This window comes from Mycobacterium sp. RTGN5, assembly GCF_033804465.1.
Classification (GTDB): Bacteria; Actinomycetota; Actinomycetes; order Mycobacteriales; family Mycobacteriaceae; genus Mycobacterium.
This window is the reverse complement of record NZ_JAPZLA010000001.1, coordinates 1,739,601-1,757,023: the sequence shown is the minus strand read 5'-3', so window position 1 is coordinate 1,757,023 and position 17,423 is coordinate 1,739,601. Positions and strand designations below refer to the sequence as shown.

The window sequence follows — 17,423 nt, the reverse complement described above, 5'->3', positions numbered from 1 at the left end:
CGCCGCCTAGCCCGGTGCCGCGTCGTCGACGACGGCCTCGACCACACTGAGCGGCGAGGCGGTCGGCACCACCCGGGTCATTCGGAACCCGGCTTGCTGCAGCAGATTCCGGTACTCCTGCGCGGTGCGCTCGCGAGAACCGAGGTTCAGGAGCATCTCCAGATCCACCCAGTTCTCGGGGCCGTCGCGGCCGTTCTCCCGAACGACCATCTCGACCAGCAGCACGGTGGCACCCGGCCCTGCCGCCGCCCGGACATTGCGCAGGATCTGCAGTGCCTTGTCGTCAGCCCAGTCGTGGATGATGTTCTTGAGCAGGTAGGCATCGCCCCCGCCGGGAACATGGTCGAAGAAGGATCCCTCGACGATCTGAACGCGGTCCGTGACACGGTTGGCGTTCAACAACTCTGGGGCGCCGGCAACAACCCGAGGCACATCGTAGAGGACTCCCCTCGACCCGGGCGTGCTCCGGAGGATGGCGGCCAGCATCGCCCCCTGTCCCCCACCGACGTCGACGATCGTGTGGTGTGCCGTGAAGTCATAGCTGGCCACCACGACAGCCAGCGTCATCTGGGCAAGGCTGGTCATCGTCTGGTCGAAAAGGTCGGCGTGGTCGGGTATCTCGATGAGGTAGTCGAACCCGTCCATGCCACGCAATGCCGGGACCACCGACTCACCCGTTCGAACCGCGTCGGTCAGCAGAGTCCAGCGCTCGCGCTGCTCTTGGGAACCCTGGAACAGCGCCGCGCCTTTCAGCGAGATCGGTGCGTCGGAACGCAGAGTGGCGGCAACGGAATTCAGCGCGTAGCGCCCGTCGCGGCGGCGACGGAAAATGCCGCGGCCGATCAACGCCCGCATCAGCCGGCGCAGCGCGTCGGCGTCGGCGCCCACCCGCGCGGCCAGCTCCTCGATCGGTAGCGGTCCGTCCGCGAGCGCATCGGCGATACCGAGTTGAGCGGCTGTGGTGATCGCCTGCGCGGGCCATCCCGACACCACCAGCTCCATCATCGCCATGGGCGCGGGCAGCATCCGTTGATGAAGCAGAAGCAGGTGATGGCGTGTCCACTCGACGGCGCGGGCGAGCCGAGCGGGTGGCACCTTCGCGGCCTTAGGCATGGGGTGCCTCCCGGATTCCGACCCGTTGATGCAGGCGCGCCAGTGCTTTCGGCGCCCACCAGTTGAATCGGCCCATCAAGTGCATGAAGGCCGGGACGAGCAGGACACGCACCAGCGTAGCGTCCGCCAGGATCGCCAGTGTCAGGCCGACACCCAGCATCCGTAGGAACGACACCTGCGCGCCGGACAGTGCCGCGAAGGTGATGGCCATGATGAGCGCCGCTGCTGTGATCACTCGCGCGGTGCGGGCCAGTCCCAGTGCGACGCTTCTGTCATTGTCGGCAGCAGTCTTGCCGCTTGCCAGCCAGAATTCGCGGATCCGCGCCACCAGGAACACCTCGTAGTCCATCGACAGACCGAAGGCGATGCAGAACAGCAGCACCGGGATGCTGATCGCCAGGGTTCCGGTCGAGGTGGTACCCAAGGCGCCGAGGTTGCCGTCCTGGAAGATCCACGCCAGCGCCCCGAACGCGGCACTCAGCGATAAGACGTTGAGTATCAATGCCTTCAGCGGCACCACGATACTGCCGGTCATCAGGAACAGCAGCACGAACGTGATCCCGGCGATGATCGCGAGAACCGCACCGAGCCGGGACGCGATCGCGCTGGCGGTGTCCTGGTTGACCTGCGGTGTCCCACCGATCAGCACCTGCCTGCCCGCCGGGGCGGGAATAGCTTGCAGCTTGTCGAGCTGCGTCTCGGATGCTTGCGAATACAGCGGTGCGGTGCTGGCGACGGTGAGAAACGCGCTGCCGTTCGTGATCCCGGTCGCTGCCGTCGGGGGCCCAACGGCGGAGCCGGCGACGAAGGTGACGCCCGGCGACGAGACCGACGACACGTCGGATATCTGCGACAGCGCGGCAGCGTACGCGTCGAGCTGCGCCGAACTGATGCCGTTGACGTCCGGTATGACGATGGTCAGATTCTTGGCCAGATCAGAGCTGAACTGGGTGCGCAGCTGGTCGCCGACCACGTGCGACGAACTCGACGTCGGCAGGACCCGGTCGTCAGGCACACCCCATTTGACGCCAAGGAATGGCGCGCCGAGCGCCACCAGCAACCCAACGATCGCCACGGCGACCGGAAGCGCCCTGCGCATCGAGAACGTCGCCAGCCGATACCAGGGGCTTTCCTCAACGGGGCGTGCCACCGCGACCGGGCGCCGCAGCCACCGGCGCAGGTCCAGTGAGTCCAGGCGATCTCCGAGCAGAACGATGGCCGCCGGTGTCACGAACACCGCTGTCAGAGAGGCGAATGCGACCACGGCGACGCCCGCGTAGCCGAATGACTTGAGTGCATAGATCGGGAAGAGCACCATCGTCGACATCGACAGCGCGACCGTCATCGCGGAGAACAACACTGTCCTGCCTGCCGAGACCATGGTGCGCATCAGCGCATCGTCACGCTCCGCGCCAGCTGACAGTTCGTCGCGGAATCGGCTCAGCAGAAGCAGCGTGTAGTCGATGGCCAACGCCAGCCCCAGGGCGACAGCGAGATTGAGCGCGAAGATCGAGACGTCGGTGGCGAAGGTGATCACGCGCAGCACGGCCATCGCACCGAAGATCGCGACCGCACCCACCGCCACCGGCAGCGAGGCTGCCACCAGGCCGCCGAACACCCAGACCAGAACCAGAAAGCTCAGCGGAATCGCCACGCCTTCCATGATCTTCAGATCTTTTTCGCTCTGTTGAGTGATCTGAAGCATCATGGCCGCCTCGCCGCCGGCCCGCACGGTCACCCCGTCACGATTGTGGGCCACTGTATCGATCAGCGCCGCAGCGTTTTTGGGCGCGCCGTTGTCGCCGCCGGTGATGCCGGCCACGATGACGCCTATCGTGCCGTCCTTGCTGATCAGCGACGCGGCCGCGGACGGCGGAGCGGTCCACGGTGAGGTAACCGTCGCCACCGTGGCCGAGTGGCTCAGAGTCTGCACAATCTCGGTGCCTACCGTGCGCGCTGCACTGGAGTTGACGCCGTCGGGTGAGCTGACGGTGATCAGCAGCGGCATGTCACCCTGCCCAAAGGTGTGTGCCAGCACCGTCCTCGCCTGCGACGACTGCGCACCGGGGTCGGTGAGACCACCCGCGGACAGCCGGCCGGCCACCGGAATGCCGAATGCTGCTGTGCCGATCAGGACGAGCACCGCGACCGCGATCATCCGCCGAGGGGCACGAGTCGCGAGCCGAGCGATGCCCGCTAACACGGTGACAGCGTTCCCGCCAGCCATTGCGTACGCGCCTCGAGCCGACGTAGTTTTCCGCTGGATGTGCGTGGCAACGTGCCCGGTGCCAAGAGCTCGACGTGCCCGACGGCGATACCGGTGCGCGCCAGCACCCGGGCCGCCACGTCGACCGCCAGGCCGTCGGGTGCATCGGCGGTGGTCTCGACGAGCAATGCCAGCGCCTCGTCGTCCGCGTCGACCGGCAGGTAGCCGAACGCCACCGTGCAGCCGGTGCGAACACCAGCCAACCCGTCGATCGCCACCTCGAAGTCCTGGGGTGCGTGATTGGCGCCGCGGATGATGACAGTCTCCTTGCTGCGTCCGCAGACGAAAAGCTCACCGTCATGGACGAATCCGAGGTCACCACAATCCAGCCAGCCGTCGTGCAGCACCTGCGCGGTGAGATCGGCCCGACCGTAGTAGCCGGCCATCACGCTGGACCCCCGAACGAAGATGTGCCCCACCTGGTCCTCGGGCAGCGGCCGGGCATCGTCACCGCGGATCTCGACCTCGATGCCCGCCAGCGGGCGACCGGTGCTCACCAGCTCCTTGTCGTCGAATTCGATGACACTGAACATGCTGCCCGCCGGCTTGAACGTGACCGCCAGCGACGCCTCGGCAAGGCCGTAGACCGGAGTGAACGCCGAGGCGTCGAATCCCCACCGCCCGAGGCGCTCGCTGAATCGGCGCTGAACGTCGGCGTTGGCCAGCTCCGCACCGTTGAGGCACAGACGCCAGGAACTCAGGTCGACGCCGGCCAGGTCCTCATCGCGAATCCGCTTCAGGCACAAGCCAAAAGCGAAATTGGGAGCCGCTGTGACCGTGCCGCGGTGCCGCGAGATGGCGCGCAACCACGCGGCAGGCACGGCAAGGAACAGCTCGGGTGGCAGCAACACCAACGGGCGCGGAAGATAGAACGCCATCAACAGGTTTCCGATCAACCCCATGTCGTGGTACAGCGGCAGCCACGTGACACCCACCTGGTCGGGCATGCCCGCGCTGACGAAGTAGTCGGCGATCGCGGCGAGGTTGTACAGCAGGTTCTGGTGGGTGAGGGCGACGGGTTTGGGATCGTGCGTGGTACCCGAGGAGAACTGGATCAGCGCGAGATCGGTGGTGGCCAACTCGATCTCGACACCGTCCGAACCACTCAGTTCGGCTGCGGTGACACATCGCGTCTCCACGAATTCGAACAGTGGACGGATTCGATCCTCGGTGACCACCAGGGCCACCTGAACCGCCTGCAACATCACGGCCGTCCGCGCACGGTACTCGTCGAGCTTGCCCAGGCGCACCGGCGGGTACAACGGCACGGGTACGGCGCCCGCATAGAGCACGCCGAAGAAACTGGCGACGAATTCCGGTCCGGTCGGCAGTACCAGTGCGACGCGATCGCCGGTGTGCACACCGGCGGCGCGCAGGCCTGCGGCGAGTTCGCGCGCCTGCTGGCGGACCTGGGCAAAAGGGACTTCGGTGTCGTTCTCGTTGCGGTCGACGAAGATCAGGCTCTGGCCACTTTGCGCTGCGGTATCGAGCATTTCGGTGAGCGTCCCGAACTTGGGCAGGATGGCGAGGGCACCACTCATGCCCGCTCCTGGATGCGGCGCAGCACCAATTGGGCCAACTCACCAACCGTGCGCAGGTCGTCGCCATCCTCGGCGTCCAGGTCGATGTCGTAGCGCGCTTCGATCCGGAACACCAGCGACAGCACCCTGGCCGAATCCATGCCTGCGTCCTGCAGGCCGGAGTCGGCTGTGAGATTGGCTGCAGCGCCATCAGTTTCGGATGCGATGAAGCCGATGATGTCCTGGGTGACCGCGCCCAACGTCGTCGGTTGTCCGCCGGCCGCCGTCATTTCCGCGTTCCACCCCATTGGATGGCGGCGGCGCCGGCGAAGTCGCCGGCGTGCGCAAACCCGGCCATCATGACGATGTCGCCCGCGCCGATGTGGCCGTCTCGGACCGCGGCCTCGAAGTTGACCGGGATCGCGACCGCGAACAGGTTGCCGCACTCGTGGAACGTGTCACGGTGACGCTCGGGCGAAATCCCCAGCGCCTCATTCCAGTTCCGCAGTAGCAACCGGTTCGGCTGGTTGGTCACGAGCAGGTCGAGGTCGCCCGGCTTCACCCCGATACGGTCACACACCGCACGCACAACTTGGGGCACCTGCCGGTTCCCTCGGGCGAGCACCTTGATGATCTTGCCCTCGTTGAAGCCGACGTAGCCCTGGCCCTCGCCGGCCTCCCACCACCGGCGCGCCGGATCGGCGGCCAGGGTCATATCGGTGGCATTCTCGCCGAAGTAGCGGCATTCGATGTCGAGCACCGGCGAACTGTCCGAGAGCGTGACCAACCCGACCGCCGCGCCGTCGCCGGGGACCGACGCCTGGGCCAGCTTGCGTACCTGGTCCTGTTCGAAGATCTTGCCTGCGGCGTTCTGCGCGACGGCGATCAGCGCGGTGCGGCCCGCTCCGCCGCTCAGGAGCTGGCGCGCCAGCTTGAGCATCAACACGAACGCCGCGCAGCCGCCGTTGTGCACGTCGATGATCCACTCGGGGTTGATGCCCAATCGTTTCGCGACCTCGCCGCCTGCCCCGAGGATCGGCAGATCGGGCAGCTGAGAGTGCGTGAGCAGGACGTCGACTTCGCCAAGCACGTCGGGCCCGTGGCGGGCAACCAATTCCGCGACAGCACGCTCGATCATGTCGACGTTGGACTCGTCGTCGGCCGCGTGGTGACGGAAGTCCGGTGGCCGGAACATCGGGTTGTCGCGCAGGTCGTCGTTGTCGCTGTATTGCGTGTACCACTCGGCGGGGACCCGGTTTTCGGGCAGATAGGTGGCGACGTCGATCAGGCTGACTGTGGGCGCAGTGCCGCTCGGGCTCATGATGTGCGCATCCAGTCCGGGGTGATGGGCAGCCCGTTGTGGTGGCGGTATTCGGCAATTGCCTTGAGGTTCTTCAGTTCCAGGAGATGACCAGCACCGAACATCTCCCAGAAGTCACCCACCCAGACCGGGCGTTCCGGCGGGGCGGTCTCGGGATACGGATTGTCGTCGTAGAACGGGTGGTGGCAGTTCGTCCACAGCACCACCGAGCCGGGCTTGTTGAACACCACCTGCGCATCCACCACGCGCATCAGATAAACCATCCACAAGTGCCGGCCCTGATCCCAGGCACAGTGATAGTCGACGGTGCGCGCCTCCCGGTTGGCAACGGTGCGGGTGTAGATCTCGGTCTCGCTGCCGAGCCGGTCATAGGCCAGCCATAGCCCGTCCTCCTCGGTGGGGGTAAAGCCGCGCAGGCTGTATGTCCACTCCTCCAGCGACCGGGTGTCGGACAGATAGTCGAACAATTCGTCGGGCGGGCAGTCGACGAAATCGCTGACGGTGCAGAACTCCCCGAACACGTCGTCGTGCGGATAGACCGCATGGATCATCTCCATCAGGATCGGGGTGGCCTTCTCCCTTGGCGACGTCTCGATGCGCATCAGCCCGGGAATCGGATCGGCGCCGCCCCCGATCCGGTGATTGTGGTGGGTGGTGATGTCCTCGAGCGCGGGCAGTGTCATCAGGGTTCCCTCGGTAGTGATGCGTCCAAGAAGGCTGTGAAGGGCGGGATTTCGTCGGCCGAGCACTCGACCGACACCACGGACGGACCCTCGACGTCCAATGCGGCCTTGATCGCCACCGCCAGGTCGCCGATGTCGGTGACGTCGATCGACGGCAGTGCGGGGAACATGGCGGCCAGGCCGGCCCCGAGCCGGCTGGGGCCGAACCGGTTGTAGCTGTACCGGTCGCGAAAGAACAACTGCTCACGGGTGACACACATTGCGTGTGCGTGGTTGTCGAACAGGACGAACGTCACCGGAAGCCGGTAGTGCACTGCGGTGTGAATTTCCATGCCGTGCATGAAGAATGATCCATCACCGGCGACGACCACCGTGCGGCGCCGCGGCTTCTGGCCCGTCGAATCACCGCGCGCGAAGGCCATCCCGATGCCGGCGCCGAAGCTGTATCCCATGCCGCCCATTCCGAGGGCCACCAGGAATCGGCCGTCGCGGCGTGCCGGCAGCCAGTGGATCGCGGCCGCGCCGATATTGCCCGCGTCGACGGCGATGTCGGCGTCCTGCGGCAGCAGCGCGTCCAGCGTGAGCATCGCATCCCGGTAGCGCACCCCCGCCCCGTCGTGGGCCGGTGGTGTCAGCTCACCTTTGAGGACCTGTTCGGCGACCGGCTCGCGATGCGTGGAGTCAGCCAACGCGGCGGCGAGCAGGGTCAGCGAGGCGCGCAAGTCGCCGCTGTCGACGTGCGTAGCAGGCAGGTATGGCGGCGCTGAGCCGATCGATCCGATGGGCAGCGAGTCCAGTGTCTGCTCCAGGCCGCCGCGCGCCATCAGTGGCAGCCGGGTACCCACCAGCAGGCACACCCCGCTCTCGGCCAGGGCGGCACCCACCGCGGGATGGCCCATCACCCCGGTCACGCCCAAGGCCGCCTCGGCCGTGACAACGTCCTTCGCGTCGGGCACCGTGGCGATTCTGGCGTGCAACACCTCTCGCAGGTTCTCCAGTTCGGTGCGGGCGTCGTCGCGAGCAACCTGGTCCCCGGCGATGATCGTCACCGGGCCGTCGACGCTGCCGAGCAGCTCGACCAGCGCGTCGACCTGCCCGACCCGGCGCGCAGGCCCCTCGGTCGCCACCTCGGCCGGAGCTTCGACAGGCGCCTGCTGAATGTTCTTGGGCAGCAACAACACCGCGGGCCCACCGATGGCCATCGCGGCATCAAGCGCCTGGGGCAACGCGGTCACGATGTCGGCCGGGGTCAGCACCCGCCGGCAGAAAACGGACACCGCCGCGAACAGCGCGTCCCCGTCGAGTGCGCCGCCTTGGCCGCTGGTGTCCTGGAACGACCCGCGGCCGTCCGTCGTCGTCGGCGGCTGGCCGATCAGCGCCAGGACCGGGACGCGGCTGGCCAACGACTCCCCCAGCCCAGGGACGGTGTTGAGGGCGCCACCGCCGGACGTCGCGGCGACGACGCCGATGCCACCGCCGGTACGGCTGTAGGCATCCGCCATGGCCGCTGCGGAGAATTCATGCTTGGCCACCACGGCGGTGACGTCGGGGCACGCGTGGGCGGCGTCGTAAAGGTCCTCGATGTTGGCGCCGTCCACGCCGAATACGTGCCGGACACCGCGCAGGGCCAGGCGTTCGACGATGTAGTCGACTACTCGCGTGCGCCGATCCCCTGCGCCGTTGTGCTCAGAGCTGACCGGCATGACGATCGAGCGCAGTCGCCCCCGGCACCTGCCCAGAAACAGCGCTCGCCATGACCCCCACCTAGTCCGTCTAACTTGGACGAAACCCTAGTGCAGATGCCCGGCTGTTCGCCGAGCTTTGGCGAACTGGCAGACAATCGCACCGGGTCGTAGCGGTATTTGCCCGAACCGAGCGCCAACCGGGCGTGCGCGAAATGTGAACACGACGGTGTCCGGTCACGTGCCCCGGCGACCAACCCGGCTTCGGCCCCCGGCCCGATGGTCGGGCACGGCCCCCCTCGTCGTCTCACCGCCAATTGGACAGACTGTCAATCTCCTGTGCAGTCGCCGGTTATCCGCAACCGCGGGTCCACGGTCAAAAATGACATCGCCGGACACGAAGTGTCGCTGAGCCAGGGAACTTACGGCCATCGCCGCGCTAAACGCACGTCCGCGCACGTTATTGACCCTGCCGCAACTCTCGGTCAGCATCAGTCTGCGTCGTGACGCGACAACCGCCCTTGACGGTGGTTTGTGGCGTACATCACACTGAACTTCTTTCCGTGAACACACGCCCTCCGCCGCTGGTACAACGCACGTACTCGTACCGCTGGTAAACGCACGACAACCAAGCTCGAACTTTGCTGGGGGGAAGTAGTTTTGCCAGCGAATAAGGAGGTGCCTGCCGTTGACCGCAGGTGTCCACGACGCGACTGCGGCTGAAGCAGCGACCGAACCCGAAGACATCGACCTTGCCTGCGTCGATGTCGACGCGACCTCCACCACGAACAGCGAAACCGTCCCCACTGGCACTGCGGCTGCGCCCGCTACGCCGGAGGCGAGCGAACCCGTCGCAGCGGTGTCGACCGGCCGTGAGGTCGTCACGATACTAAGCAGACCGCTTAGGCATGTGCTCGCCCAAACGGATTCGTCGTTGCAGACGTTGGGCCGCTTCTTTGGCCTTGGCGCTCAGGCGTTCGGCTTCCTGATCACGGATCTGATCCGGCTGCGCCACCCGTGGCGCGACACCCTCAACCAAGCCTGGTTCATCATCAGCGTCACGGCGATACCGGCACTACTGGTGTCCATCCCGTTCGGGGTGATCGTGGCGGTGCAGGTGGGCAACTTCATTCAGCAGGTCGGCGCGTCGTCGGTCTCGGGTGCGGCGGGCGGCCTCGGGGTGATCCGGCAGGGCGCACCGATGGTGGCCGCGTTGTTGCTGGGCGGTGCGGCCGGTTCGGCCGTGGCGACGGATCTCGGCGCCCGCACGATCCGCGAAGAGGTCGACGCGCTGCGCGTGATGGGCGTCGACCCGGTGCAGCGACTGGTCACCCCTCGGCTGGCGGCGATCGTGTTCGTCGCGCCGGTGCTGTGCGCCTTCATCATCTTCATGGGGCTGGCGGCCGGCTACGCGATCAACGTCGGTTTCCAGTCCGGCACGCCGGGCAGCTACATCGCATCCTTTGCGTCGTTCGCCAGCGTCAGCGATGTGGTGGTCGCCATGCTCAAGACCTGGCTTTTCGGCCTGGTGGTCATCCTCGTGGCCTGTCAGCGCGGCCTGGAGGCCAAGGGCGGGGCGCGAGGCGTGGCCGACGCGGTGAACGCCTCGGTCGTGATCGGCGTGGTCGCGGTGTTCGTTCTCAACCTCATCATCACGCAGGGCGTGTCGATGTCCATGCCGCTGAGGATGGGTTGATGGCCACCCCGTCCCGCCACCTACCTGGCGTCGTTTCGGCGCCGCTGTGGATCGCCGAGCAGGGCGACTCGGTGTTCCAGCGCCTCGGCCACCAAGTCAGCTTCCTGGCTCAGGTGCTCGGCGCGATTCCGCACACCCTGAAGCACTACCGCAAACAGACGGGGGTGTTGTTGGTCGACGTGATGTGGGGCAACGGGTCGCTGATCGTCGGCGGCGGCACCATCGGCGTGCTGGTGTTCATGGGTGCGGCGGTCGGCGGTTCGGTGGGCATCGAAGGGTATGGCGCCCTGGACATGGTCGGGATGGGCCCGCTGACCGGTTTCGTCTCCGCCTACGCCAACACCCGGGAAATGGCACCGATGATCGCCGGGATCGGTTTCGCCGCCCAGGCCGGGTGCCGAATGACCGCCGAGATCGGCGCCATGCGGATCTCCGAGGAGATCGATGCGCTCGAAGCGCTGGGTATTCGATCGATCCCGTTCGTGGTCACCACCCGGGTGATTGCCGGGATGCTGACGATCATTCCGCTCTATGTGGTGACGCTGGCGCTGAGCTATGTGTCGTGCGCGCTGGTGGTCAACGTGTTGCACGGGCAGTCCTCCGGCACCTACTACCACTACTTCGACTCGTTCATCCAGCCTTCCGACATCGTGTTCTCGGTGCTCAAGGCGGTCATCTTCGTGACCCTGATCATCGCCATTCATGGCTATCAGGGCTACTACGCCGTCGGCGGTCCCGAGGGTGTCGGGCGGGCCTCGGGTCGCGCCATCCGCGCCAGCATCGTCACCGTGGTCGCCGCCGATATGGTTCTGACGCTGCTGTTCTGGGGCAACAGCCCCGGGATTCGGATTTCGGGATAGGGCATGCCGGTAACTGCCGACCAGGGAGGGCGGACGCCCACTTCGCGCGCGTTGCGCATACGGGGTCTCATTGCCGCCGTGGTACTGATTGTCGCGGGCACCGTGCTATATCAATTCGGCACCGGGAGCTACGCCGACACGTTCAAGCTGACCGTGATGGCTGACACCCTCGGCGAGGGCCTGACGCCGGGCGCCGAGGTGAAATTCCGCGGACTGACCATCGGTTCGGTGAAGACGCTGCAATCGGCCGGCTTCAACAAACAGAAGATCACCCTCGAGCTCGAGCCACGCCAGGCCGCGGCCCTGGCCGTCGACACCACGGCGAATTTTATGTCGTCCAACACCTTTGGCCTTGCCGCGGTCGAACTGGTCAGCAGCGGAGCGGGCCCCCGGCTGAGTCCGAACCAGACGCTGATGGTCGACACCAACGTGCGGTCGGCTTCCATCACCGGGCTGCTGCGGCAGGGCCAGAAATTCGGCCGGATCATGGACTCGCCCGACATCGACCACATCATCGGGATAGTGCGCAAGCACGCCGACCTCACCGAGCCGGTAACCCGGTCCTACTTCGATCTGATCAAGATGCTCACCGACTCCCAGAAAGTGCCTTTCTCGCAGTCACTTTCGGTGCTCGCCTCGGTGGTCAACGGTGTCAGCGACGCCGTCCCCCTCGTCAGCTTGGCCTATGACCTGCTCAACGGCATGGAATTCTTGGCGCATCCCGACGGGGTGGCTCGGATGAACCTGATCATGGACCAGCTCTCCCAGCTGCTCTTCACCGCCGACGGGATCTTCGCCAGGCACCTGACGTGGCTCGTCCCGCTGTTCGGCGGGATCATGAGTGTGTTGCTGCCGTATTCGTACATGTACGGGAGCATGTCGCCGGCCTACGACCGGATATCCGGCCTGCTGGACCGCACCAGTACGGCGTTCCCGATCGTCAACGGCAAGGTCCGGCTGAATCTCGAACTCACCCTGGACACCATGCCCGGGCTCGCGGCGGCGCTGCCCGCCGAGGCCCCCGCGGCCGCCCCACCGCAGGGCGGCGGCCGATGAGAAGCGTTACCAAATCCGTGATTTGGCTGACGATCTTCACCGCGGTCGCCGTCGTGTGCACGCTCGTCGTGCTGACCGCCCTGCGTAGCCCGGTCACCGGGGCGTTGTCCCGCTACACGGCGACGTTCTCCGATGTGTCGGGGCTCTACGTCGGCGATGACGTTCGGATTTCCGGCGTCCAGGTCGGCAAGGTCCAGACCATCCGGCTCGACGGGCGGGTCGCCAAGGTGGACTTCACCGCCCAAGCCGACCATCCGCTGTACACCAATACCGTTGCCGCGGTGCGCTATCAAACTCTGATCGGTCAGCGTTATGTGGAACTCGTCCAGCCGCCCAAGCCTGATAACCGGCTGCCGGACAGCGGCACCATTCCCATCGGACAGACGATCCCGTCATTCGATGTCGCGAAGTTGTTCAACGGGTTTCAGCCAATGTTCCAAACGCTTGACCCCGCCCAGTTCAATCTGTTGGGCGAGAACCTGCTGCGGCTGATTCAGGGCGACGAATCCGGCATCGGCCCGTTTCTTCACGACCTCGACGAGATCTCCAAACTGGCGGTCGACCGCCAGGTCGTGATCACCACGATGATTCGCAATCTCAGCGCGATCTCCCAAGATCTGGGCGGCAAGTCCGGGCAGCTGTTTGCACTCATCTCTCAGCTCAACGAGGTGCTCGCGAAGTTCGGCTCCAAGGCCGAAGAATTCCGCGCCGCCCTGGACAGCGGCCTGCCGGTCCTACGGAACACCACCCACGTCATGCAATATTTCGAGCGCACGTTCGACGGGACCACCGGAGCGCTCTACGACTTGACCAGCCGGATGTGGCCACAGACCCCGACGATCATCGCGGGCCTGTCGCTCGCCCCGTCGTTGGTACAGGGCATGCGGGACTGGCTGGTCGACGAACAACCCGCGACACCAACGTTTTCCTGCTCGCGCGGCGAAGTCACCCTGCCAGGGATCGGCGAGGTTTCGTTCGCGCAACAGAACCTGGTGGTGTGCCAGTGACGGATCGCGGCGATCGACTCAGCGCATTGCGCGCGAGAATCGGCGGGCGGCACGCGTCGCGCGACGAACGCGCCACCGCCATCCGCAATCGCCGAAACGGCCTCATCGGCGTCGCGGTCATCATGGCCTCGCTCGCCGGCACCGCGATGGCCTACCTGAATCCGGCGGATGAGGGCCGCTATACCGCGCACATGCCCAACTCCGCCGGTCTGCGCGCCGGCGATCAGGTCCGGGTGGCCGGCATTCCGGTCGGCAAGGTCACCGGCGTTCGTCTCGACGGCGCGCTGGTCGAGATGACGTTCGACGTCGAGAACTCGGTGCATGTCGGCTTGGACTCCACCCTGGACATCAAGCTGCTGACCCCCCTGGGCGGCCACTACGTGGCGCTGGACCCCAAGGGCGCGTCACCGCTGGGCCGCAACGGGATTCCACCGCAGCGCGTCACCCTGCCCTTCGAGGTCAACGACATCATCCAGGCAGCCACGCCAGTGGTCAAAAAGGTGGACGGTCAAGTCATCCACGACACCTTCGCCGAAGTCGCCAACGCGGCCAACAGGTATCCCGACGCGATTCGCAACCTTCTCCAGTCCGCAGATCAGCTGACCGAATCGATGAGTAAATCCACCACCGACTTCCATCGCGGTCTGGACTTCATCAACGACGGGCTGCGGGCCATGACCGCCGGACGTGCACAGCTCATCGCGCTGTTCGAGCAGTTCGACATCCTCAGCCGGATGTACACCTCGAAGGCCGTCGACATCGTCGAATTCTTCAGTCTGATCAAGGAATTGACCCGCGTCCTCGATCGCCTCACGGTGTGGTACGGGCGAGATGTGATGCCCATGGCCGAAGGAATCGAAGACATCAGTGACACACTCGCGGCCCACCCCGAGCGTTGGGGCATGGCCCTCGACGGCTTGGGGCAGACGCTCAACATCGTCGGGCCGATGCTCAGCGGGAACGGGGTCACGTTCGACGAGCACAACCGGCTGGTCCCCGGCCAAGACCTATGTCTCCCCAGCATCATGAAGGCCTGCTGACATGGCCAGGGTGTCGGGTATCGGCTCGCGGCTACGGTCACGTCGGGTTATCGCGGTGACAGTGACCATCCTTGCCATCCTCGCGGTCGCGGTCGTTGTGGGTGTCAAGATCCTGTCGCCCAAAATCAACCCCACCCGCGCGATGTGCGCCGAATTCACCGACGCGGTAGGGCTGTATCCGGGCAACAAGGTGGCGCTGCTGGGTATCGAGATCGGCTCGATGAGCGCGATTGTCAACAAGCCCGACCACGTCGAGGTGGACTTCACCGTGCCCGCCGATCTGGTGCTGCCTGCCGACGTCGGTGCGGTCACCTACTCACAATCGATCGTCACCGATCGCCATGTCGAACTGACCAAGCCGTACACCGGCGGCCCGAAATTCACCGGGCCCGGGTGCATCAAGCTGAAGTCAACCAAGACCCCGATCAGTGTCAGCGAAACATTCTCTGCCATCGGCAATCTCACCGACGCCATCCTGGGATCCCAACCGGGCCAGGACCCGTCGAAGGCACCGGGTGTGCAGGCGATCAATGACAGCTTGTCCGCGGCGAGCAATTCACTCAACGGCACCGGCCCCGGCATCAACAAGACCATGCGCAATCTGGTCACCATGCTCGCCGACCCGCACAAGGCCGACGCCGACTACCGCGCGCTGTTCGAGAACAGCGAAGTCCTCACCTCGGACTTCCTCACGCACTGGGACAGCTTCGCCTCGGTGATCCAGTCTCTTCCGGTGACCACCCAATTGATGGAGGGCCTGTCGGACAACTTCGGTGCGGCGATGGCCTATGTGTCACACCTGCTTCCGACCTTGATCGAAGCGATAAACCGGTTCGGACCGCGGTGGTATGAGAAATTCGATGTCCGGTTCGGCGGGCTGCGGGACCTGCTGAACAGACACATCCCGGCCATCACCGCGATGATCAATTCGTGGCCGCAGTTCAGCCATTGGATCGCCGACATCTACGAACCGTCGTGGGGCACCCACAATGTCACCTACATCCCACCGCAGGTCTCGATCGCCCCGACCCAGGCCGGCGCCATCTGCCAAGGACTCAAGGATCGCAATATCCCCGGCGCGGCCGCGGCATGCGCGTCGGGAACCCCGACGGACCCGGTCACCCTCGGCCTGACCAATCTCGTCCTGGGGGCGGCGCTGCCATGACCCGACGATCGTTGCGCGCGCTGTGCGTGCTGCTGGCCACCGTGGCGCTGAGCCTGACCGCGGCATGCTCCCTGGATCCGACCCGGCTGCCGGTCCCCGGCGCCTACACCCCGCGACACTCTTACAACATCAAGATCGAGTTCGCCAGCGTGCTCAACCTGCCGGCCCGGGCCAAGGTCGACTCCGGCGGCGTACAGATCGGTGTGCTCGACCGCGTCCAGCTCGAGGGCACCACCGCGGTCACGTACGTCGAAATAGCCGGTGATACAAAGCTTCCCGTCAACACCCGCGCTGAACTCCGCCAGGCCACCCCGCTCGGCGATATTTACGTCGCGTTGCTTCCGCCCGAGGACAAGTCGGGGCCGATACTGCGCAATGGCGACACCATCCCGCTGCGCAACACCGCCCCGGCCGACAACGTCGAAGACTTGTTGCGGTCGATGTCGAATCTGGTGGCCGGCGGCGCGATCGGCACGCTGCAAACCACCGTGGTCAACGTCAACAAGGCGTTTCCGCAAGACCCCGGCGAGCTGACCCGGATGCAGCACACCGTCGCCGGCGTACTCAACGATCTGGCCGCCAATCAGGACACCATCAACGAGATGCTCGACGGCATGGAGAACATCACCTCCGGGTTTGCCGCCAACACGCAGGTGTTCAACCGGCTGATCACCGAAGGTCCGGCGAAACTCCAAGGCCTGTCGGCGGTCACGATCGCCATCCTCAACGTGGTCGGCGCGTCTCGAGATGTCGGCAAACTCGGCGGCGATCTCATCAACCCCATTGCCGGTGACTTGATGCAGATCCTCTCCTACATCACGCCGATGATCCACACGTTGGCAACCGCGGACACCACGATTCCGGTGATCGCCGACAAGTTCGTCGCGCTGCTGCGCTACAAGCTCCTCGGGTTCTTCCGCGACGGCGGCCCGAAATACACCATCACCGAACTTCACGCACCGACCGGACACGAGGGCGTCGATCCCGCCGACAAGGCCGATGCGGCGGTACAGGCGATGCAGACGATGGGGCTGGTGCCATGAAATTCAGCGCGCGCACCACGTTGGCCATCCTGGTGGTGATGACGCTGGCCGGGGCGGCCTACATGTCGTTCGGCGTGCTCGACATGGGCCCGACCAAACAGATCACTCGACTTACCCTGCTGCTCAACAGTTCCGGTGGCCTGATGCCCACCTCGGAAGTGACGATGCGCGGCATCAAGGTCGGCCGGGTGACCGGCATCCAGACCACCAACAGCGGTCTGGCCGTGTCGATGGACGTCGACCGCAAGTACCAGGTCCCCGCCGACAGCATGATCAGCGTGGAGAACCTCTCGGCGGCCGGCGAGCAGTACATCGATTTTCGGCCGAAATTGATTGCGCCGCCGTACTTCACCGACGGGGCGGTGATTCCCCCAGATCGGGTCGCACCGATCGTCACCGCCAGCGATCTGCTGACCAAGGCCAACGTCTTGTTCACCGCGCTTAACCTCGACCAGATCCACGGCATCATCAATGACATGTCGGCGGCGTTCAAGGGTAACGACGAGACCATCGATTCCCTGGCCGTCACCGCCGGATTGACCGCCAAGGTGATCCGCGACGACAAGGAACTGCTCGGCACGTTGTTCAGCAATGTGTCCACGTTCACCACCAACCTGGGCGAGCTCCATGCCGGTGAAATCATCAGCGAGACCGGCAAAATACTGCCGAAGTCGGTGCCGGCGTTCTTGCAGCTGATCCACCAGATCGAGATCCTGTCGCACACCGGCATCGGCGTGATCGGCCCCCAGGACCCGGCCGGGATCCTGGTGGCCAAGTTCGGCGAATGGCTCGACATGCTGGCCGGCCCGTTGGGTACTTTCGCCACCATCCTGCAGCCCGCGATGGCTCCACTGCACGACGTTAAGGTGGACGCCGGGCACTGGCTCGATTTCTGGGAATCGACGTTCAACGACACCGGCGGCGTGCGGGTTCAACTCAACGTACCTGCGTGGCACGAGTGACCACGAACG

At 65.5% G+C, this 17,423-nt stretch carries 15 protein-coding genes; 8 read left to right on the top strand and 7 right to left on the bottom strand.

Translation table 11 applies throughout. From position 1 onward, the window contains the following. Nucleotides 1-6: 6 nt before the first annotated feature. The 7 genes from SLQ31_RS08585 to SLQ31_RS08555 are packed head-to-tail and all read right to left on the bottom strand — an operon-like array spanning nt 7 to nt 8,606. The gene (locus tag SLQ31_RS08585; RefSeq protein ID WP_319431445.1) at nt 7-1,113 is read right to left on the bottom strand and encodes a methyltransferase; all 1,107 of its coding nucleotides are present in this window, start codon (nt 1,111-1,113) and stop codon (nt 7-9) included. After that, nucleotides 1,106-3,316: an MMPL family transporter gene (locus tag SLQ31_RS08580; RefSeq protein WP_319431443.1), complete on the bottom strand. Its 2,211-nt coding sequence runs from the start codon at nt 3,314-3,316 to the stop codon at nt 1,106-1,108. The genes SLQ31_RS08585 and SLQ31_RS08580 overlap by 8 nt, the downstream gene beginning before the upstream one ends. Beyond that, nucleotides 3,310-4,920, bottom strand: coding sequence for an AMP-binding protein (locus SLQ31_RS08575; RefSeq protein WP_319431442.1), 1,611 nt, complete (start codon nt 4,918-4,920; stop codon nt 3,310-3,312). The genes SLQ31_RS08580 and SLQ31_RS08575 overlap by 7 nt, the downstream gene beginning before the upstream one ends. Then, complete coding sequence (locus SLQ31_RS08570; protein WP_319431441.1) at nt 4,917-5,189, bottom strand: acyl carrier protein; 273 nt, start codon at nt 5,187-5,189, stop codon at nt 4,917-4,919. Before SLQ31_RS08570 ends, SLQ31_RS08575 begins: the two co-directional genes overlap by 4 nt. Continuing rightward, entirely contained in the window at nt 5,186-6,220 is a 1,035-nt protein-coding gene (locus SLQ31_RS08565) for a ketoacyl-ACP synthase III family protein (RefSeq protein ID WP_319431440.1), read from the bottom strand. Before SLQ31_RS08565 ends, SLQ31_RS08570 begins: the two co-directional genes overlap by 4 nt. Beyond that, entirely contained in the window at nt 6,217-6,903 is a 687-nt protein-coding gene (locus tag SLQ31_RS08560; RefSeq protein ID WP_319431438.1) for an SRPBCC family protein, read from the bottom strand. Before SLQ31_RS08560 ends, SLQ31_RS08565 begins: the two co-directional genes overlap by 4 nt. Then, nucleotides 6,903-8,606 (bottom strand): thiamine pyrophosphate-binding protein, encoded by a 1,704-nt coding sequence (locus SLQ31_RS08555; protein WP_319431436.1) that lies wholly within the window; start codon nt 8,604-8,606, stop codon nt 6,903-6,905. Before SLQ31_RS08555 ends, SLQ31_RS08560 begins: the two co-directional genes overlap by 1 nt. Before the next feature lie 838 nt (nt 8,607-9,444). Here SLQ31_RS08555 and SLQ31_RS08550 point away from each other — a divergent pair. The 8 genes from SLQ31_RS08550 to SLQ31_RS08515 all read left to right on the top strand — a co-directional run bounded on the left by SLQ31_RS08550 (nt 9,445) and on the right by SLQ31_RS08515 (nt 17,414). Beyond that, nucleotides 9,445-10,281: an ABC transporter permease gene (locus SLQ31_RS08550; protein ID WP_319432959.1), complete on the top strand. Its 837-nt coding sequence runs from the start codon at nt 9,445-9,447 to the stop codon at nt 10,279-10,281. Next, complete coding sequence (locus tag SLQ31_RS08545) at nt 10,281-11,141, top strand: ABC transporter permease (RefSeq protein ID WP_319431434.1); 861 nt, start codon at nt 10,281-10,283, stop codon at nt 11,139-11,141. The genes SLQ31_RS08550 and SLQ31_RS08545 overlap by 1 nt, the downstream gene beginning before the upstream one ends. Nucleotides 11,142-11,219: 78 nt before the next feature. Continuing rightward, complete coding sequence (locus SLQ31_RS08540; RefSeq protein WP_319431432.1) at nt 11,220-12,197, top strand: MlaD family protein; 978 nt, start codon at nt 11,220-11,222, stop codon at nt 12,195-12,197. After that, nucleotides 12,194-13,204 carry an MlaD family protein gene (locus tag SLQ31_RS08535; RefSeq protein ID WP_319431431.1) on the top strand — a complete coding sequence of 337 codons (1,011 nt, stop codon included), beginning with the start codon at nt 12,194-12,196 and terminating at the stop codon, nt 13,202-13,204. Before SLQ31_RS08540 ends, SLQ31_RS08535 begins: the two co-directional genes overlap by 4 nt. After that, a complete protein-coding gene (locus SLQ31_RS08530; RefSeq protein ID WP_319431429.1) occupies nt 13,201-14,244 on the top strand; it encodes an MlaD family protein in 1,044 nt (347 codons plus the stop codon). The genes SLQ31_RS08535 and SLQ31_RS08530 overlap by 4 nt, the downstream gene beginning before the upstream one ends. Before the next feature lies 1 nt (nt 14,245). Continuing rightward, nucleotides 14,246-15,409: an MlaD family protein gene (locus SLQ31_RS08525; RefSeq protein ID WP_413641564.1), complete on the top strand. Its 1,164-nt coding sequence runs from the start codon at nt 14,246-14,248 to the stop codon at nt 15,407-15,409. After that, a complete protein-coding gene (locus tag SLQ31_RS08520; RefSeq protein WP_319431426.1) occupies nt 15,406-16,452 on the top strand; it encodes an MlaD family protein in 1,047 nt (348 codons plus the stop codon). The genes SLQ31_RS08525 and SLQ31_RS08520 overlap by 4 nt, the downstream gene beginning before the upstream one ends. Then, on the top strand, nt 16,449-17,414 hold the full coding sequence (locus SLQ31_RS08515) for an MlaD family protein (RefSeq protein ID WP_319431425.1): 966 nt from the start codon (nt 16,449-16,451) through the stop codon (nt 17,412-17,414). Before SLQ31_RS08520 ends, SLQ31_RS08515 begins: the two co-directional genes overlap by 4 nt. The last annotated feature ends 9 nt before the right edge of the window (nt 17,415-17,423 follow it).